This is a genomic window from Agromyces sp. Marseille-P2726, from assembly GCF_902809835.1.
Taxonomy (GTDB): Bacteria; Actinomycetota; Actinomycetes; order Actinomycetales; family Microbacteriaceae; genus Agromyces.
The window spans coordinates 26,450-44,649 of the sequence record NZ_CADDWM010000001.1 but is presented as its reverse complement, the minus strand read 5'-3'; the positions used below and the strand labels follow the sequence as shown (position 1 = coordinate 44,649).

Genomic DNA, 18,200 nt, shown 5'->3' with positions numbered 1-18,200 from the left:
GCCCACGCCCCTGCGAGAATCGTGGGATGCACCTGCTTGCCGCGCTCAGCATGAGGAACCGGGCGCTGATCGCGTTGGTGACGGTCGTCGTCGCCATCTTCGGCGGCATCGCCCTGACCAACCTCAAGCAGGAGCTCGCACCCTCGATCGAGTTCCCGCAGCTCTCGATCGTCACGTCCTACCCAGGTGCAGCGCCCGATGTCGTGAACACGGATGTCTCCACGCCGATCGAGACGGCGATCCAGGGCATCACGGGGCTCGAGTCGACCTCCACCACGAGCTCGACCGGCCTCTCGCGCGTCACGGCCGTGTTCACCTACGGCACCGACCTCGCCTTCGCCGAGCAGAAGCTGCTCTCGGCGGTGAACCGCATCGCCGGTGAGCTTCCCGAAGACGTCGACCCGCGCGTGCTCGCGCTGAGCCTCGACGACTTCCCGGTGATCGCGGTCGCGGTGACGGGCGCCGACGACGTCAGCGCGCTGTCCGACGAGATCGACCGCACGACCCTCGGCGAGATCCGCGACCTCGATGGCGTGCGTGACGCGAGCCTCATCGGCGACGTCGGGCAGCGCGTCACGATCACCCCGAACCCGGCCGAGCTCGCGGCCCGCGGCATCACGCAGCAGGCCATCCGCGACGCGCTGCAGCAGAACGGCCTGCTCGTGCCGGCGGGAACCATCACCGAGGGCGACTCGACCTTCGCGGTGCAGACGGGCGTGGTGATCGGCAGCGTCGACGAGATCGCGGCCCTGCCGGTGCTCGGTGCGACGGAGACGGAGACGGTGACGGATGCCGCCGGCGACGAGTCCGAGGCGGACGGCGGTCAGGCCGCGCTGCGCGTTCCCGTCGCCACGACCATCGCCGACGTGGCATCCGTCGAACTCACCGACAACCCGGTGACCAGCATCTCGCGCGTGAACGGCGAGCCGGCGCTCACGATCACGGTCACGAAGCTGCCGGCCGCGAACACGGTCGAGGTCTCGAACGCGGTGCGTGAGCTGCTCCCCGAGCTCGAGGCGAGCCTCGACACCACGAACCCGGGCGCCTCGTTCACCGTGGTCTTCGACCAGGCGCCGTACATCGAGCAATCGATCGAGTCGCTCGCCACCGAGGGCCTGCTCGGACTGGTGTTCGCGGTGATCGTGATCCTCGTCTTCCTGCTCTCGGTGCGCGCGACGCTCGTGACGGCGATCTCGATCCCGACCTCGGTGCTGATCACCTTCATCGGGCTCCAGGCCGCCGACTACACGCTGAACATCCTGACGCTCGGCGCCCTCACGATCGCCATCGGCCGCGTGGTCGACGACTCCATCGTCGTCATCGAGAACATCAAGCGGCACCTCGTCGAGGGCGCCGACAAGGCGTCGACCATCGTCCGCGCGGTGCGCGAGGTGGCCGGGGCGATCACGGCATCGACGATCACGACCGTCGCGGTGTTCCTGCCGCTCGCGCTCGTCGAGGGCGTCACCGGCGAGCTGTTCCGACCGTTCTCGTTCACGGTGACCATCGCGCTGCTCGCCTCGTTGCTCGTGTCGCTGACGATCGTTCCCGTGCTCGCGTACTGGTTCCTGAAGCCGGCGAAGCTCCGGCGCACGGGCCCCGAGGCGGAGGCCGGCGTCGAGGAGGCGCGCGAAGCGGAGCTCGCGGCGGCGGCGTTCGTCGACGACGTGTGGCTCGCGCCCGAGCTTCGGGACGCCGACGGAAACACGGGGCTCCGGCCCAAGCCCGCCACGGTGCTCGCGGAGCCCGTCGGGAGCACGGCGAGCGAGCCCACGCGACCGGGCGCCGGCGGCGCCGGCCGTGCGGCGACGCCCCCTTCACGGGGCTCGGCGGGCGTTCCCGACGAGCTCGAGCACCCGACGCGGCTGCAGCGCGGCTACCTGCCGATCATCGAGTGGACCCTCAAGCACGGCGTCGTCACCCTGGTGATCGCGGTGCTGATCCTCGGCGGCACCATCGCGCTCGTGCCGTTCATGAAGACGAACTTCCTCGGCTCGAGCGGGCAGAACACCTTCCAGGTGTCGCAGGAACTGCCCGTGGGCACGAGCCTCGAGGCGATGGACGAGGCGTCGCAGTCGGTCGAGCAGGTGATCCGCGACACCGAGGGCGTCGAGACCGTGCAGACGTCGATCGGCTCCGGCGGGCGCGGGCTCGCGGCCGCCCTCGGCGGCGGTGGCGGCTCGACCATCACGTACTCGATCACGACCGACGAGGACGCCGACCAGGACGCACTCCAGGCGTCGGTCCGCGCCGAGCTCGCCGAGCTCGACGACGTCGGTGAGATCACGCTCGCGGCGGCCAGCGGCTTCGGCGCCTCGAACGACATCGAGGTCGACGTGACGGCGTCGAACGCCGAGGACCTGCGGGCGGCGACCGACGCGGTGCAGCAGGAGCTCGACTCGCTCGACTTGCTCGCCCAGACCAGCTCGAACCTGTCGGAATCGCGCCGCTACATCGCCGTGGAGGTGAACCGGGCGGATGCCGCGGCCGCGGGCTACTCCGAGGTCGCGCTCGGCGGCATCGTCTCGGCGGCGATGCAGCCGCAGCCGGCCGGCTCCGTGGTGATCGACGAGAAGACGCTCACGATCTACCTGGCGTCGCAGGATCCGCCGTCCTCGGTCGAGGCGCTCTCGGCGCTCGGGATCCCGACGCCGACCGGGATCGTGCCGCTGGCCTCGCTCGCGACCGTCGCCGAGGTCGACGGACCGTCATCCGTCACGACCGTGCAGGGCCTTCGCAGCGCGACGATCTCGGCGACGCCGAACGACGACGACCTCGGCACCGCGAGCGCGCAGGTGTCGGCGGCCATCGAGGCCGCCGACCTGCCGGCGGGTGCCTCCGCCGCCATCGGCGGCGTCTCCGCCGACCAGGCGGAGTCGTTCTCGCAGCTCGGGCTCGCGCTGCTCGCCGCGATCCTCATCGTCTACATCGTGATGGTCGCGACGTTCCGCTCACTCCTGCAGCCGTTGCTCCTGCTCGTGTCGGTGCCGTTCGCGGCGACCGGTGCCATCGCATTGCAGGTGATCACCGGCATCCCGCTCGGCGTCGCATCGCTCGTCGGCGTGCTCATGCTCGTCGGCATCGTCGTGACCAACGCGATCGTGCTCGTCGACCTCGTGAACCAGTACCGCGACCGTGGCATGAACGTGCGCGACGCCCTGCTGCACGGCGCGTCCCGGCGTCTGCGTCCCATCCTCATGACGGCGCTGGCGACGATCTTCGCCCTGCTGCCGCTCGCGATCGGACTCACCGGCAGCGGCGGGTTCATCTCGCAGCCCCTCGCGCTCGTCGTGATCGGCGGCCTGGTCTCGTCGACCGCCCTCACCCTCGTCGTGCTGCCCGTGCTCTACGATCTCGTCGAGGGTGGTCGGGAGCGCCGTCGCGCGCGCCGCGCCGCGAATGATGCTGATCCGGTGATCGTGTAGTGCCGCCGCAGGCGACGCCGATCGGGGGCCCCTGGGGCTGGTCTCGATACGCGTCCGGCTTCGCCGGGCGCTACTCGACCACCGGTGGTGCAATACGCGTCCGGCTTCGCCGGGCGCTCCTCGACCACCGGTGGTGCAATACGCGTCCGGCTTCGCCGGGCGCTACTCGACCACCGGTGGTGCGAGCGCGGCGGCCTTCGCGAGCAACGCGGCCCGTTCGCGCTCGTTGCCGGTGAGCCGCGCCGCCGCCTCGAACTCGCCGCGCGCCTCGTTCGAGCGCCCGAGACGCGAGAGCAGCTCCGCACGCACGGCGGGCAGGCCGGGGTAGCCGGCGAGCCGGCCCGATCGCTCGAGGTCGTCGACGATGCGCAGCGCGCTCGCCGGGCCGGTCGACATCGCCACGGCGACCGCGCGGTTGAGCTCGACCACGGGCGACGGCGCGAGGCGGCCCAGTGCCTCGTAGAGCACGACGATGCGTGCCCAGTCGGTCTCGTCGGTCGAGGCCGCCACCGCGTGGCACTCGGCGATGGCGGCCTGCAACCCGTACGAGGCGCGCCCGCGCCCGAGGCGGTCGGCCCGGGCGAGTGCCGCGCGGCCGCGCTCGATCTGCGCACGGTCCCATCGGGAGCGATCCTGCTGGTCGAGCGGCACGGGCGTCCCGTCGTGCGCGACGCGTGCCCGGAACCGCGACGCCTGGAACTCCATGAGCGCCACGAGCGACTGCGCCTCGGGCTCGCGCGGCATGAGCCCCGCGACCATTCGGGCGAGCCGCAACGCCTCGGCCGAGACATCCGGCCTGGTCCATTCCTCGCCCGCGGCGGGCAGGTACCCCTCGTTGAAGATCAGGTAGAGCACGCTCAGCACGGAGCCGAGGCGTTCGGCGTACTGCTCGGGGTCGGGCACCGCGAACGGCACGTTCGCGGCGGCGAGCGTCTTCTTGGCTCGCACGATGCGCTGCTGCACGGTCGCGACCGGGACGAGGAAGGCGCGCGCGATCTCCTCGGTCGTGAGGCCGCCCACGATGCGCAGCGTCAGGGCGATCTGCGCCTCTCGCGAGAGCACGGGGTGGCACGAGACGAAGATCAGCCGCAGGATGTCGTCGTCGATCGTGTCGGGGTCCCAGAACTGACCGGATGCCGCGCCGTCCTGCTGCTCGAGGTCGCGCGCCATGGCGGCGTACCGCTCGTCGAGCCGCTCGCGCCGGCGCCATCCGTCGATGGCCCGGCGTTTCGCAACCGTCGTCAGCCACGCGCCGGGGTTGTTCGGAACGCCCTCCGACGGCCACTGCCGCAGCGCCTCGAGCATCGCCTCCTGCGCGAGGTCCTCGGCCTGTCCGACGTCGCCGACGAAGCGCGTCAGCGTGGCGATGATGCGCGCCGATTCGATGCGCCACACCGCGCCGAGCGCCCGACGGGCGCGGTCGGCATCGGGGTTTCGAGACGTCGACGTCGTCGGCTCCTCAACCCCCGAAACGTGGACCGCGCCCGAGGCATCCGTCGTCATGGAATCAGCCGTTCGAGCCCGCGGCCTTCTTCTCGAGCTCCTCGCGCCAGCCGGCCTCCTTCTGGATCCACTCGTTGTCCTGCGGGAAGTCCTCGAGCTCGTTGACGCGACGCACCTCGAGCTTCGAGCCGGGACCCAGCGGGCACCGCTTGGCCCACTCCGCAGCCTCCTCCTTGCTCGAGACCTCGATCATCCAGAAGCCGTTGAACAGCTCCTTCGCCTCGGCGTAAGGACCGTCGGTGACGACCGGCGGGGTCGAGTCGAAGTCGACCACGAAGCCCTCCTCGACACCCGCGAGGCCTTCGCCGCCGATGAGCACGCCCGCCTTCATGAGCGACTCGTTGTACGCGCCCATGGCCGCGATGATCTCGTTGAAGTCGAGGTCCTTCGACGCCTCGATGGCCTCCTGGCTGTCGCGCATGATCAGCATGTACTTCATCGTGTTCTCTCCCTGTCGTTGCGGGCCGACGTGCCCGCCTTCACTCTGGCGTCGAACGGCGACGCCGCCGATCGACATCACGCCCAGAATTCTTCGAGCATCCGCGATGCTGCACGCGCTGCGCCACTACAGCACCCTTCGCGCCAACTCGAGTGGCGCAGACGAGTCGCAAGTGGCGCAGCGGCGGGTCAAGCGATATTCCGCAGGGAGCCGCTGAGGCGCCAGACCTCACGTGACGCCGGGGCCGAGCGGCGTGCCCTGGTGGAACACGAGTCGCGGCCGGTTGCCCGAGATGCGCCAGAGCGAGCTGCGGCGGCTGCGCTCGCCGTTCGCGTCGAGCGTGTAGGTGAGCAGCGCCAGGTCGGGCGCCACGAGCTCGACGTGCTCGCCCGTGACGACGGCCGACTGGAGCTCGACCGCGTCGGATCCCGTCATCACGTCGATCAGGGCGTCGCGCGTCCAGAGCCGGCCGCTCTTGCCGATCTCTCGGAAGGATTCGTGCAGCAGTTCGCCGAGCGATTCGGGGTCGCCTCGCACCTCGGGTTCGAGCAGTCGCTTCTCGGCGCCCGCGACGAGCACCGCGATCGAGTCGTCCATGCCCGACACGCTACCCGTCCACGGTGCCGTCGCCCAGATCGGAGCCGAACGCCTACGGGGCGATCGCTGTCTGCCGAACCGGCGGCGACCCCGTGCTGCCGACCCGCTCGAGCACCGACCGCGCCGACGACTCGGGGCGCAGGTCGAGGCGACGCAGCAGCTGCGCGTTCGCCGCGACGATGATCGTCGACAGCGACATCAGGAGGGCGCCGACCGACATCGGCAGCACGAATCCGATCGGGGCGAGCACCCCCGCCGCGAGCGGCACCGAGATCAGGTTGTAGCCCGCGGCCCACCACAGGTTCTGCTGCATCTTGCGGTAGCTCGCACGTGACAGCTCGATCACCGAGAGCACCGAGCGGGGGTCGGATGACGCGAGGATGACGCCGGCCGATGCGATCGCGACATCCGTGCCCGCCCCGATCGCGATGCCGACATCGGCCTGCGCGAGTGCCGGCGCGTCGTTCACGCCGTCGCCGACCATCGCGACCGAGAGGCCCTCGCGCTGGAGTTCCTGGACCTTCGCGGCCTTGTCCTCAGGGCGTACGCCGGCGAACACGCGATCGATGCCGAGCTGGGCGGCGACGGAACGGGCGACGGGCTCCGCGTCGCCCGTGATCATCACGACCTGGATGCCCAGCGCGTGCAGCGCATCGACCGCCTCGCGCGACTCGGGCCGCACCTCGTCGGCGAGCGCGATGGCGCCCACGACCTCGAGGTCGCCCGAACCGGCCGATGGTCCGACGAGCACGTGCAGCACGGTCTGGCCCGCTTCGTGCCAGCCGGCGGATGCCGCGAGCGGCTGCTTCCCCTCACGCGCGAGCAGCCCGGGGCCGCCGACGTGCACGGTGCGCCCGTCGACGAGCGCGCGCACGCCGATCGCGGCCGAGGCCTCGAAGTCCGTCGCGGACGACACCGTGAGGCCGCGCCGCGAGGCATCCGCGACGATGGCCTTGGCCAGGGGATGCTCCGAGAACGACTCCGCCGCAGCGGCGAGCGCGATCAGCTGGTCGGGGTTGAAGCCCGGCGCCGCGAACGCGTCCGTCACGGCCGGTTCGCCCTTGGTGAGCGTGCCCGTCTTGTCGAAGAGCACCGCGTCGACGGTGCGCATGGTCTCGAGGGCGAGGCGATCGGTGACGAGCACGCCTCCGCGGGCGGCTCGCTCGGTCGCGATCGAGACGACGAGCGGAATGGCGAGGCCGAGCGCGTGGGGGCACGCGATCACGAGCACGGTGATGGTGCGCACGACGGCGTCGTCGGGGTTGCCGAGCAGGGTCCAGACGATCGCGGTGATGACGCCCACCCCGAGCGCGAACCAGAACAGCCATCCGGCGGCACGGTCGGCGAGGCGCTGCGCACGGGTGCTCGAAGCCTGCGCCTGGGCGACGAGGCGTTGGATGCCGGCAAGGGCGGTGTCGTCGCCCACGGCCGAGACCCGCACGCGGATCGCGGTGTCGGTCGCGACCGTGCCCGCGACCACGTGGTCGCCGGGGCCGCGGCTCACCGTCGTGGACTCGCCGGTGATCATGGACTCGTCCATGGCGGCGGTGCCGTCGACGACCTCGCCGTCGGCGGGCACGCGTCCGCCGGGACGCACGATCACCACGTCGCCCACGCGCAGCTCCGACGGCGACACGATCTCGACGGTCGACGTGCCGCCCGCACCCCCGGCGGGCGAGCCCGTCGAGACCACCCGCTCCGCCTCGTCGGGAAGCAGCGCCGCCAGCGCGTCGAGCGCCGACGAGGTCGCCGCGATCGAGCGCATCTCGAGCCAGTGGCCGAGCAGCATGATCACGATCAGGAGCGCCAGCTCCCACCAGAAGTCGAGGGCGTGATCGAGCACGCCGAGGGTCGCGCCGAGCGAGGCGAAGTACGCCACGGTGATGGCGAGGCCGATGAGGAGCATCATGCCGGGCTGGCGGGCCTTGAGCTCCGACCAGGCGCCGGTGAGGAACGGGCGGCCGCCCCAGAAGTAGAGCACGGTGCCGAGCACCGGCGAGATCCACGGGATCAGCGCGTTGTCGGGCAGCGAGTACCCGATGATCCCGGCGAACATCGGGCTGAAGAGGATCGTGGGCACCGCGAGCACGAGCATGATCCAGAACAGGCGCCGGAACTGGCCGACGTGATCACCGTGGCCGCCATGGCCCGCGTGCGCGTCGTGCTCGGCGTGCGCGTCGTGTCCGGCGTGCATGTCGTGTCCGGCGTGCGCGTCGTGCCCGGCGTGCGCGTCGTGTCCGGCGTGCATGTCGTGTCCGGCGTGTGCCTCGTGACCGGCGTGCGCCTCGTGCCCGGTGTGCGCGTCGTGCGGGGCGCCGTGCGCACCGGGCGATTCGGCCATCGTCCCGGTCGTCCGAGCATCCTGCCCATGGGGGTGTCCGCCATGGTGTTCGTGCCCGCGTTCGTGTATGTCGTCGCCGGTCATGTGCATCGATTGTCCTCCCTGATGCTGGCTGCAACCAGATACCCCAGCCGGGTATTCCGTCCTTGCGGAGGTGAACCGGCACCCAGAGGATGAGGGCATGCCGAATCGCTCGGAGGCCTCGATCGACCTGCCCGATGTGCCTGATCCGGTGCGAACGGATGCCGCAGCCGTCGCACGCGCTCTCGGCGTCGACCCCGACCGCGGCCTTTCGAGCGAAGAGGCATCCCGGCGGCTCGCCGAGGCCGGCCCGAACGAGCTGCGCAGCACCCGGCGCAATCCGCTGTGGCGGCGGATCCTCGCTCAGTTCACCGACCCGCTCATCCTGCTGCTGCTCGTCGCCGTCGCCATCTCGTTCATCGCGTGGCTCCTCGAGGGAGCCGACGGCCTGCCGATCGACGCGATCGTGATCCTCGCGATCATCCTGCTCAACGCGGCGCTCGGCCTCATCCAGGAGGCCCGCGCCGAGAACGCGGTGGCGGCGCTCTCGGTGATGACCCGCGCCCAGTCGACGGTGCTGCGCGATGGCGAACTGACCTCGGTGCCGAGTGCGGAACTCGTGCCCGGCGACATCCTCGTGCTCGCCGAGGGTGACCAGGTCGGAGCCGACGGCCGCCTGTTCCGTGCGAACGCGCTTCGTGTCGCGGAGGCGTCCCTCACCGGCGAGAGCGCCGCCGTCGAGAAGCGCCCCGCAACGATCGAGCGCTCGGAGGCGATCCCGCTGGGCGATCGCACCGACATGGTCTACAAGGGCACGGCAGTCAGCCGCGGAACCGGGCGCGCCATCGTCACGTCGACCGGCATGTCCACCGAGATGGGTGCCATCGCGACCATGCTCGACGAGACCGTCGAGGAGCCCACACCGCTGCAGAACGAGGTCAACCACCTCGGCAAGCTGCTGGGTCGCATCGTGGTGGTGATCGCCCTCGTCGTGATGATCACGATCGCGCTCCTCGAGGGCATCAGCACGCCGACGGATTTCGTGCAGGTGCTGCTGCTCGGCGTCTCCCTCGCCGTGGCGGCCGTGCCCGAGGGCCTCCCGGCCGTGCTGTCCGTCGTGCTCGCGCTCGGGGTGCAGCGCATGGCGAAGCGCAACGCGGTGGTGAAGAACCTCTCGAGCGTCGAGACGCTGGGGTCGGCATCCGTCATCTGCACCGACAAGACCGGCACGCTCACGACGAACCAGATGACGATCGAGCGGGTCGTCACGGCGTCGGGCACCGTCGATCTCAGCGGCGTGGGTTATGCGCCCGTCGGTCGTGCCACGAGCGGCGGATCGGAGGTCACGGAGGGCGAACTGCACCGCGAGGCGCAGTTCGTACTCGGTGCCGGATCGCTCGCCAACGACGCGCAGCTCGCCGAGCACGACGGTGAGTGGGAGATCCAGGGCGATCCGACCGAGGCGGCGTTCCTGGTCGCGGCCCGCAAGCTCGAGGGGACGATCGAGCGCACCTCGCACTACGGCCGTGTGGGGGAAGTGCCGTTCAGCTCCGAGCGCAAGATGATGTCGACCGCCCACCGGCATGAGAACGGTGCGGTGCTCCTCTTCAGCAAGGGTGCGCCCGACGTACTGCTCGAGCACTGCTCGCACGTGCAGGTCGGCGATGCCACCGTGCCGCTCGACGCGGAACGCAGGGCACGTGCGCTCGCCGCCGTCGAGGCGCTGTCGGATGCCGCGTTCCGCACGCTCGGCGTCGCGTACCGTCCGGCGCCCGAGCTGCAGAACATGTCGGGCGGCGAGGACCGGCCGCCGATCGACGAGTCGTACGAGCACGACCTCGTGTACGCCGGCGTCGTCGGGATCATCGACCCGCCTCGCCCCGAGGCACGACCCGCGATCGCCGAGGCGCATACCGCCGGCATCCGGGTCATCATGATCACCGGTGACCATCCCGCGACGGCAGCGCGCATCGCTCGTGACTTGGGCATCATCCCCGAGGACGGGGTGGCGCTGCCGGGCGTCGAGCTCGATGGCATGGACGAGCAGCGGCTCCGCGAGACCGTTCGTGAGGTGTCGGTGTTCGCGCGCGTGGCGCCCGAACACAAGCTGCGCATCGTCGACGCGCTGCAGGCCGACGGGCACATCGTGGCCATGACCGGCGACGGCGTGAACGACGCGCCCGCGCTGAAGTCCGCCGACATCGGCGTCGCGATGGGCATCACGGGCACCGAGGTCACCAAAGAGGCGGCGAAGATGGTGCTCGCCGATGACGACTTCGCGACCATCGTGCACGCCGTGCGCGAGGGGCGGGTGATCTTCGACAACATCCGCAAGTTCCTGCGGTACCTGCTCTACTCGAACATGGGCGAGGTGCTCACCGTGTTCTTCGGCATCGTGTTCGCCGGCGTGCTGGGGCTCTCGGCGGCATCCGAGGGCGAGCTCGTGCTGCCGCTGCTCGCGACGCAGATCCTCTGGATCAACCTCGTCACCGATTCGGGGCCTGCGCTGGCGATGGGCGTCGATCCCGAGATCGACGACGTCATGGCCCGCCCGCCGCGAGGACTGCACGACCGCGCGATCGACACCGGCATGTGGATCGGGATCGCCGTGACGGGCTTGGTGATCTCGGTCATCACGCTGCTGACGATGGACATCTTCCTGCCCGGCGGGTTGATCCCGGGCGGCACGGACACGCTCGAGGTGGCCCGCACCGCCGGCTTCACCACGCTCGTGTTCGCGGGGCTGTTCACCGCGTTCAATGCTCGCTCAGCCTCGTCGAGCGCGTTCCGCGGGCTGTTCGCGAACGGATGGCTGTGGGGGGCCGTGGTGCTCGCCGTCGTGCTGCAGGTCGCCGTCGTGTTGCTGCCGCCGCTGCAGGTGGCGTTCGGCACGGCATCGCTCGACGGAGCGCACTGGCTCGTGTGCGCCGCGATGGCGTCGATCGTGCTCTGGGTCGAGGAGCTTCGGAAGGTCGGCATCCGGGTGCTGGAGCGGCGACGCCGTTCGGTGGTCGAGTAGCGCCGCCCGCAAGGCGCGCGTATCGAGACCCAGCGGCTCCGTCCGATCTCGATACGCGTCCGGCTTCGCCGGTCGCTACTCGATCACCGCAGTGGTTCGCGCTACGAGAACACGCGAGACCGCGGCATCCGATCGTGATGTGATCTCGGAATGGACATCCTCATCCTCGGTGGCACCCAGTGGCTCGGACGCCGTCTCGCGCAGCAGGCGATCGCCCGCGGACATCGGGTGACGTCGCTCGCCCGCGGTGAGGCGGGAGCTGCCGCCGACGGGAGCGTGCTCGTACGCGCCGATCGTTCGCGGCCCGGGGCCTACGACGAGGTCGTGCGGCACGATTGGGACGCCGTGATCGACGTCACCCGGCAGCCCGGTTTCGCGCGTCGTGCCGCGGCCGAGCTCGGCCCGCACGCCGCGCACTGGACCTTCATCTCGTCGGGCAACGTCTACGCGGCGCACGATCAGCCGGCTGCCGACGAATCCGCTGCTCTGATGCCGCCGCTCGAGGCCGGCGAGTCCACGCCCGAGACGTACGGCGAGGCGAAGTCGGCGATCGAGCTCGCGTACCGCGAGGCCGTCGGCGAGCGACTGCTCGTCATCCGCCCGGGGCTGATCGCGGGGCCGGGCGACGCCTCAGGTCGTACCGGATACTGGGTCGCGCGTGCGGCTCGCGATGACGAGCCGATGCTGGTGCCCGACATTCCGGATGCCGCGGTGCAGGCGATCCACATCGACGACCTCGTGCGGTTCACGCTCGATTCGATCGAGCGGCGGCTGACCGGTGCGTTCAACGCGGTGGGCGATCGCGGAACGTTCGGCGACTGGCTCGAGCTCTCACGCGAGGTCGGCGGACATCGCGGAGACGTGGTGCCGGCGCCGTCGGCGTGGCTGGAGGCGCAGGGTGTTGCGGAATGGTCGGGGCCGGAGTCTCTTCCGCTCTGGATCATCGACCCGTCGTGGAGCGCGTTCCAGGATCGTTCCAACGCGGCGGCCAAGGCGGCCGGGCTGCGCCTGCGCCCTGTCGAGCAACTGCTCGCCGAGGTGCTCGAGTGGGAGCGAGGCGAGGGACTCGAGCGTGAGCGCGGCGCTGGGCTGAGCGCCGCACGGGAGCGCGAACTGCTGGCGGTGCTCCGCGGCTGAGTCAGGCGACCGCGGTCGGAGTCACGGCCGCGAGCGCCACGGCGGCGAAGGCCGCGACGGCGAGCGGCGTCGGGATCGTCTACCCGAGATGCCACCGGTCCCGCATCAGCGGGATCCTTCACGGTCCCACATCCGATCGTCAACGGCGCACCCTATAGCGGAGATGAAGCACCCGGTTGCCCAGGACAACGACATCTGGGTCTTCGAGCAGGTGCTGCGAAACGACGGAGCCGAAGTAGCGCTTGCCGGACCCGAGCACGACGGGTGCGACGTCCATGCGTACCTCGTCGACGAAACCCGCGGCGAGCACCTGGCCGCCGACGTCGCCTGCTGCGACCTCGACAGTGCGGTCACCCGCGAGCTCCTTCGCCATGGTCACGGCAGCCTCAATGCCGTCGACGAAGTGGAACGCCGCGTTGGGGCCCCAGCCCTCGGGCGTCGGCCGGTGTGTCACGACGACGACGTGGTCGATCCCGCTCGGAGGCTTGCCGTCCCAGCCGTCCGTGATGTCGAAGACGTGGCGGCCGGCGATGGTCACCCCGATCTGGTCCCAGTACGGCCGGATGTGTTCGTAGGACGCTTGCGACACGTTCAGGACGCCGCTGTCGTCCAACGGCACGTCACCGCTGACCAACCATTCGAACAGGGGACCGGGATCGTCGTTCTCAGCCGCAATGAACCCATCCACCGAGACCGACGCATTCATGACCACTTTCCCCATGAGTTCCTCCTCCGTTCGGAGTCCCAAGTCTCGTGCGTCGCGTGTGGTCCCTCTTGTAAGAAATCAATCGGCCGGCAGCGGCCAGCCCTCAAGCGCGTGGTCGGGATGCTCGCGGAGAAAGCGCTGCCGGACTTCGACATACCGCGTCGGCGTGAGCCCGGTGAACTCCCGGAACTCGTGGACGAAGTGGGCCTGGTCGAAGTAGCCTGCGCCAGCGGCAACGTCGCCCCAGTCGACAGGTGCGGCCACGTCGATCGCCAACACGGTGGCGGTGAATCGGTAGCTTCGCGCCAGCCGCTTCGGCGTGACGCCGATGACCTCCTTGAACCGCCTCGCCAAGTACGTGCTGCTCGCGTGGGCTGCCACGCCGAGGTCGCGGATCGGCACCGCTCCGCCGGTCTCCGCGATGGCGCTGCTCATGTGGCGGACGATGCCCAGGCCGTTGATCGCGCGCAGCCGCCGAACCAGTTCCTCCTCGAGCAACATCAGCATCTCGTGCGGTGCGTGCGCCGCGATCAGTCGGCGTCGCAACTCCGAGATGGCGGGCCGGCCCCAGATCTGCTCCACCGTCGCCGGACGGTCGCACAACTCGGCCGCGGGCATCGGAAGAAACGGTGCGAGCCCCCACGGCCTGAAGTGGACGCCCACGGACCGAGTCGGAGATGGGTAGCCGAACTCCCACGCACGGGTGGGCGTGGCGACCGCGCAGCCGTCGGCGTATTCCACGGCTACTGCGTGGCTGCCTGCGCGGATGACGAATGGCGCCCCGAGGTTGACGATGAGCAAGGGCGCGGGCGCCGCCGGCAGCATCAACCGGGAGTACGGCGGCGCGCCCTCCAGGTAGTAGAGGTCGTCGATCAGCCCGTCCAGCGGCGGACCGGGCACCCTGGACACATACTCCACACTGACATCATCCCCGACGGCCCATCTGACATCACGCGCGGCCGCAAGCATCGAGCCGACGCCACTGACCGGAGGCGCCCCGATCCGGCGCCTCGGTGATCGGCTACCGTCGTGAGCATGGCGACGACGCTTTCGCACGATCCCCTGTGGCCCCGCGCGGGCGGGTGGGCGCCGCTGCCGGCCCTTCGACAGGCTCAGGCACCAGCTGAGCCCGCGGCATCCGTCGACCTCGCGATCCTGGGGGTGCCAGCCTGGCGCACGTCGCTGTCACCGACGAACGCGCACGCCACCCCGGCCGCGATCCGCGAGGCGCTGCGACGGTACAGCCCCGCGCTCATGCCCGATCGGCGCGCGGCCGTCGACCGCGGCATCGGCGCCGAGGCATCCGACCCCGTCGACCTCGACGAGCTGCGGTTCGCGGATGCCGGCGACATCGACGAGCCCGACAGGCACGAGGGGGAGTCGCGGACGAAGGCGGCGGTCGGGGCGGCACTCGAGCGGGCGGCCACGCTCATGGCGCTCGGCGGCGACAACTCGGTCACCGTCGCGACCGCGCTCGGCGCCTGGGGCGACGACCTCGACCGCGCGGGCCTCGTCACCATCGACGCGCACTACGACCTGCGCGATGGCGTGTCGAACGGATCACCCGTTCGCCGGCTCGTCGAGGCGGGGCTCGATCCGCGCCGCATCGTGCAGATCGGCATCGCCGACTTCGCGAACTCGGCGGCGTACGCCAGGCGCGCGCTCGAGCTCGGCATCACCGTGATCCACCGCGATGAGCTGCACGGCCGGCGCCCGGCCGACGTCATGGCCGAGGCGCTCGACATCGCCGGCGCCGCCGGAGGCCCGGTCCACCTCGACGTCGACGTCGACGCGTGCGACCGCTCGGTCGCTCCGGCGTGCCCGGCCTCGGTGCCCGGCGGGCTCACGGCGTGGGAGCTGCGGGCACTCGTGCGCGCCGCGGCATCCGATGACCGCGTTCGCAGCGCCGACCTGGTCGAGATCGATGCGACGATGGATGCCGCAGACCAGCGCACCGTGCGACTCGCCGCGATCTGCGTGCTCGAGTTCGCCGCCGGGCTTCGGGCACGCGACCTGGCCCCGGGTGGCAGACTCGACCCATGAAGACGCTCCTGCTCGTCCGTCATGCCAAATCCGACTGGGGCCATCACGGCCTCGACGATCACGAGCGACCGCTCAACGGCCGCGGGCAGCGGGATGCGCCCGAGATGGGACGGCGGCTGGCCGAACGCGGTGTCGCCCCCGACGTGATCCTCTCGAGCACCGCCGTGCGGGCGCGCACGACGGCCGAGCTCATCGCCGAGGCGATCGGCTTCGGCGCCGCCCGGGTCATCACCGATGAGCGGCTCTACGCGGCATCCGCCGATGAGGTGCTCCGTGTGGTGGGCGAGCTCGACGGCGACCTGTCGGTGGCGATGGTCGTGGGGCACAACCCCGAGATGGCGTCGCTCGCGCATCGCTTCTCGGAGGAGATCCACGAGATGCCGACGTGTGCGGTCGCGGAGTACACGTTCGCTGTCGACGCCTGGTACGAGCTGGAGGATGCCCTGCCCACCAGCGTGTGGGTGGATACACCGCGGTCGTAGGGCGCCGGCCTGCTGCTGTGCCGGCGGCGGCCGGCAGGGCGGGCTCGCGAAATGCATGAGAATCCGGCCTCTGCACCGTCAGTCGAGCCCATGAGGCGGATGCTCATGCATTTCGTCGCGCCTCACTCCGGCGACGCCGCGAGCATCCGTTCCACGTACGGCGTCGCGGGCGACGCCCGCAACTCGTCCAGCGCGCCGCGCTGCGTCACGCGGCCCGCCTCGAGCACGAGCACCGAGTCGGCGAGGGCAGCAGCGTCCGCCGGGCTGTGCGTCACGAGCACCGTCGCCCCACCGAACTCGCGCACGTGGGTGGCGAGCTCGGCCCGCATCTCGTCGCGGATCTCGATGTCGAGCGCCGACATCGGCTCGTCGAGCAGCAGGACCTCGGGGTCGGCGGCGAGTGCGCGGGCAAGGGCGACGCGCTGGGCCTGTCCGCCCGAGAGCTGCGCGGGCAGACGGTCGGCGAGATCGGCGAGCCCGTAGCGTTCGAGCCAGGGCTCGGCGGCGGCGCGAGCAGCGGCACGGGCGCTGCCGCGCACCCGTGCGGCGAAGGCGACGTTATCGTGCACGCTCAGGTGCGGGAACAGCACGTAGTCCTGGAACACCACCCCGATGCCGCGATGCTCGGGCGGCAGCCCGTCGATGGCTCGTGACCCGATCGACACGTGCCCTGACGAGAGCGGAACCAGCCCCGCGACGGCCGCGAGCAGCGTCGACTTCCCGGCCCCGTTGGGTCCGATGATCGCGAGCGGATGCCCCGGCTCCACGTCGAACGCGGCCGCGATGCGCTGCTCGCCGCGCGCGACCTCCACGTCGGCGTGGAGCGATGGCCGGACCGGTGCCGCACCGCCGTCGCGCGCGGCATCCGTCGCCGTCATCCGCGGACCCCTGGAAGCCATCGATCGCGCAGCCCGAGCAGCACCCCGATCGACACCGCGAGCAGCAGCAGCGCGAGTGCGACCGCCTCGGCGGGGTCGGTCTGCATCGCGAGGTAGCTCGCGATCGGCAGGGTGCGGGTGACGCCGGGCAGCGAACCGGCGAAGGTGATCGTCGCGCCGAACTCGCCGAGGGCTCGCGTGAAGCACAGCACCGCGCCGGCCGCGACGCCGGGCGCCACGAGCGGCAGCGTCACGTGCCGGAACACCTGCCACCGAGAGGCGCCGAGGGTGGCGGCGGCGAGCTCGGTCCGCCGGTCGGCCGACCGCAACGCACCCTCGACCGCGAACACGAGGAACGGCAGCGACACGAACACCTGTGCGATCACCACGGCGCCGGTCGTGAACGGGATCGTGAGCCCGAACCACTGTTCGAGCGCTGAGCCGACGAGTCCCCGGCGTCCGAGCAGGAGCAGCAACGCGATGCCGCCGACCACCGGGGGAAGCACGAGGGGCACCGTCACCGCGGCCCGAAGCAGCCGGCGGGGGAGCGTCGGCCATCCGGTGGCACGCGCCAGCAGGGCCGCGAGCGGGACGCCGAGCACGAGGCACACCGCGGTCGCCATGATCGCCGTCCCGAATGAGAGCACCAGCGCCGCGATCACGGACTCGCGTACGAGCAGTTCGGGCAGGTCCGCCCACGGCGCACGCACGATCAGCGCGATGATCGGGAGCACCAGCACCGCCAGCCCAGCGATGGCGAGCACCGCCACCGGCCACGCGAGCCGGCCAGGGGCGTGCGCGGTCGTCCGCGCCACTACGGCGCTCCGAACCCGAACCGGTCGAGCACCGTTCGGCCCTCGGCGCCGGCCACGAACGCCACGAAGGCGGCCGCCGTCGCGGGCTCAGCGGCATCCGTCAGCGCAGCGATCGGGTACCGGCTGACGACGGATGCCGCGTCTGGAACCTCGATGCCCTCGACCGAGCCACCCGCCGAACGCACGTCGGTGCGATAGACGAGGGCCGCATCGACCTCGCCGAGCGACACCTTCGTGAGCACCGCCTTCACATCGGACTCGAGCGTGTCGGGTGCGGCGGTCACGCCCTGCTGCCGGAGGAGCTGCTCCGATGCGGCTCCGCACGGCACCGAGACGTCGCAGAGCGCCACGCGCAGCGAGGAGTTCGCCAGGTCGTCGAGGCCGGTCACCGCGGCGGGGTTGCCGGCCGGCACGACGAGTTCGAGCGTGTTCGTGGCGAACACGGCGGGGTCGACGGCGAGCCCGGCATCCACGACCGACTGCATCGGCGGCTCGGCGGCCGACGCGAAGACGTCGACCGGCGCGCCCTCGGCGATCTGCTGGGCGAGCGTTCCGCTGCCGCCGAAGTCGAGCACGACCTCGACCGACGGATGCTCCACCTCGAACTGTGCTGCGAGCTCGTCGAACGCCTCGGTGAGGGATGCCGCAGCGAACACGGTGATCGTCGCCGGGTCGGCCTCCGAGGTGACCGTGCCCGACGTAGCCCCGGAGCCCCCTGCGTTCGATGCGCACCCGCCGAGTGCGGCAGCGAGGAGCACGGCGAGCGTCGTTGCGATGCGCCGCGGCATCCATGT

General features: G+C 71.0%; 14 protein-coding genes. 5 read left to right on the top strand and 9 right to left on the bottom strand.

The features are described from left to right. Positions 1-26: 26 nt before the first annotated feature. The gene (locus HUS56_RS00195) at positions 27-3,425 is read left to right on the top strand and encodes an efflux RND transporter permease subunit (RefSeq protein WP_173921393.1); all 3,399 of its coding nucleotides are present in this window, start codon (positions 27-29) and stop codon (positions 3,423-3,425) included. A gap of 162 nt (positions 3,426-3,587) precedes the next feature. Here HUS56_RS00195 and HUS56_RS00190 read toward each other — a convergent pair whose 3' ends face one another. The 4 genes from HUS56_RS00190 to HUS56_RS00175 form a co-directional block, all read right to left on the bottom strand. Next, positions 3,588-4,928, bottom strand: coding sequence for an RNA polymerase sigma factor (locus HUS56_RS00190; RefSeq protein WP_173921392.1), 1,341 nt, complete (start codon positions 4,926-4,928; stop codon positions 3,588-3,590). A gap of 4 nt (positions 4,929-4,932) precedes the next feature. Continuing rightward, positions 4,933-5,367 (bottom strand): YciI family protein, encoded by a 435-nt coding sequence (locus HUS56_RS00185; protein WP_173921391.1) that lies wholly within the window; start codon positions 5,365-5,367, stop codon positions 4,933-4,935. Between the two features lie 228 nt (positions 5,368-5,595). Next, entirely contained in the window at positions 5,596-5,964 is a 369-nt protein-coding gene (locus tag HUS56_RS00180) for a DUF4440 domain-containing protein (RefSeq protein ID WP_173921390.1), read from the bottom strand. A 52-nt stretch (positions 5,965-6,016) separates the two neighbouring features. Further along, complete coding sequence (locus tag HUS56_RS00175) at positions 6,017-8,305, bottom strand: heavy metal translocating P-type ATPase (RefSeq protein WP_371808278.1); 2,289 nt, start codon at positions 8,303-8,305, stop codon at positions 6,017-6,019. A gap of 181 nt (positions 8,306-8,486) precedes the next feature. Here HUS56_RS00175 and HUS56_RS00170 point away from each other — a divergent pair, with 181 nt between their 5' ends. Both HUS56_RS00170 and HUS56_RS00165 read left to right on the top strand, forming a co-directional pair. After that, positions 8,487-11,345 (top strand): cation-translocating P-type ATPase, encoded by a 2,859-nt coding sequence (locus HUS56_RS00170; RefSeq protein ID WP_173921388.1) that lies wholly within the window; start codon positions 8,487-8,489, stop codon positions 11,343-11,345. A gap of 150 nt (positions 11,346-11,495) precedes the next feature. Beyond that, positions 11,496-12,482 carry an NAD-dependent epimerase/dehydratase family protein gene (locus HUS56_RS00165; RefSeq protein WP_173921387.1) on the top strand — a complete coding sequence of 329 codons (987 nt, stop codon included), beginning with the start codon at positions 11,496-11,498 and terminating at the stop codon, positions 12,480-12,482. A gap of 139 nt (positions 12,483-12,621) precedes the next feature. Here the strand turns inward: HUS56_RS00165 and HUS56_RS00160 are convergent, their stop codons facing one another. Together HUS56_RS00160 and HUS56_RS00155 are read right to left on the bottom strand one after the other, a co-directional pair. After that, positions 12,622-13,203 (bottom strand): dihydrofolate reductase family protein, encoded by a 582-nt coding sequence (locus HUS56_RS00160; protein ID WP_173921386.1) that lies wholly within the window; start codon positions 13,201-13,203, stop codon positions 12,622-12,624. 63 nt (positions 13,204-13,266) lie between these two features. Continuing rightward, the gene (locus HUS56_RS00155; protein ID WP_217423898.1) at positions 13,267-14,088 is read right to left on the bottom strand and encodes a helix-turn-helix domain-containing protein; all 822 of its coding nucleotides are present in this window, start codon (positions 14,086-14,088) and stop codon (positions 13,267-13,269) included. 135 nt (positions 14,089-14,223) lie between these two features. Between HUS56_RS00155 and HUS56_RS00150 the strand changes: the two genes are divergently transcribed. Continuing rightward, positions 14,224-15,231, top strand: a complete 1,008-nt coding sequence (locus tag HUS56_RS00150) for an arginase family protein (RefSeq protein WP_173921384.1) — start codon at positions 14,224-14,226, stop codon at positions 15,229-15,231. Then, entirely contained in the window at positions 15,228-15,713 is a 486-nt protein-coding gene (locus tag HUS56_RS00145; RefSeq protein ID WP_173921383.1) for a histidine phosphatase family protein, read from the top strand. The genes HUS56_RS00150 and HUS56_RS00145 overlap by 4 nt, the downstream gene beginning before the upstream one ends. 122 nt (positions 15,714-15,835) lie before the next feature. Here HUS56_RS00145 and HUS56_RS00140 read toward each other — a convergent pair whose 3' ends face one another. From HUS56_RS00140 to modA, 3 genes are read right to left on the bottom strand one after another with little or no spacing between them, the layout of a single operon-like run. Beyond that, positions 15,836-16,591 carry an ABC transporter ATP-binding protein gene (locus tag HUS56_RS00140; protein WP_173921382.1) on the bottom strand — a complete coding sequence of 252 codons (756 nt, stop codon included), beginning with the start codon at positions 16,589-16,591 and terminating at the stop codon, positions 15,836-15,838. Then, positions 16,588-17,406 (bottom strand): ABC transporter permease, encoded by an 819-nt coding sequence (locus HUS56_RS00135; protein ID WP_173921381.1) that lies wholly within the window; start codon positions 17,404-17,406, stop codon positions 16,588-16,590. The genes HUS56_RS00140 and HUS56_RS00135 overlap by 4 nt, the downstream gene beginning before the upstream one ends. Continuing rightward, complete coding sequence (gene modA, locus HUS56_RS00130; RefSeq protein WP_173921380.1) at positions 17,406-18,194, bottom strand: molybdate ABC transporter substrate-binding protein; 789 nt, start codon at positions 18,192-18,194, stop codon at positions 17,406-17,408. Before modA ends, HUS56_RS00135 begins: the two co-directional genes overlap by 1 nt. Positions 18,195-18,200: the final 6 nt, after the last annotated feature.

Excerpts from the sequence above, each read along its gene's own strand:
- HUS56_RS00195 (WP_173921393.1), top strand. The coding sequence starts at position 27 with ATGCACCTGCTTGCCGCGCTCAGCATGAGGAACCGGGCGCTGATCGCG.
- HUS56_RS00190 (WP_173921392.1), bottom strand. The coding sequence starts at position 4,928 with ATGACGACGGATGCCTCGGGCGCGGTCCACGTTTCGGGGGTTGAGGAG.
- HUS56_RS00185 (WP_173921391.1), bottom strand. The coding sequence starts at position 5,367 with ATGAAGTACATGCTGATCATGCGCGACAGCCAGGAGGCCATCGAGGCG.
- HUS56_RS00180 (WP_173921390.1), bottom strand. The coding sequence starts at position 5,964 with ATGGACGACTCGATCGCGGTGCTCGTCGCGGGCGCCGAGAAGCGACTG.
- HUS56_RS00175 (WP_371808278.1), bottom strand. The coding sequence starts at position 8,305 with ATGGCCGAATCGCCCGGTGCGCACGGCGCCCCGCACGACGCGCACACC.
- HUS56_RS00170 (WP_173921388.1), top strand. The coding sequence starts at position 8,487 with ATGCCGAATCGCTCGGAGGCCTCGATCGACCTGCCCGATGTGCCTGAT.
- HUS56_RS00165 (WP_173921387.1), top strand. The coding sequence starts at position 11,496 with ATGGACATCCTCATCCTCGGTGGCACCCAGTGGCTCGGACGCCGTCTC.
- HUS56_RS00160 (WP_173921386.1), bottom strand. The coding sequence starts at position 13,203 with ATGGGGAAAGTGGTCATGAATGCGTCGGTCTCGGTGGATGGGTTCATT.
- HUS56_RS00150 (WP_173921384.1), top strand. The coding sequence starts at position 14,224 with ATGGCGACGACGCTTTCGCACGATCCCCTGTGGCCCCGCGCGGGCGGG.
- HUS56_RS00145 (WP_173921383.1), top strand. The coding sequence starts at position 15,228 with ATGAAGACGCTCCTGCTCGTCCGTCATGCCAAATCCGACTGGGGCCAT.
- HUS56_RS00140 (WP_173921382.1), bottom strand. The coding sequence starts at position 16,591 with ATGACGGCGACGGATGCCGCGCGCGACGGCGGTGCGGCACCGGTCCGG.
- modA (WP_173921380.1), bottom strand. The coding sequence starts at position 18,194 with ATGCCGCGGCGCATCGCAACGACGCTCGCCGTGCTCCTCGCTGCCGCA.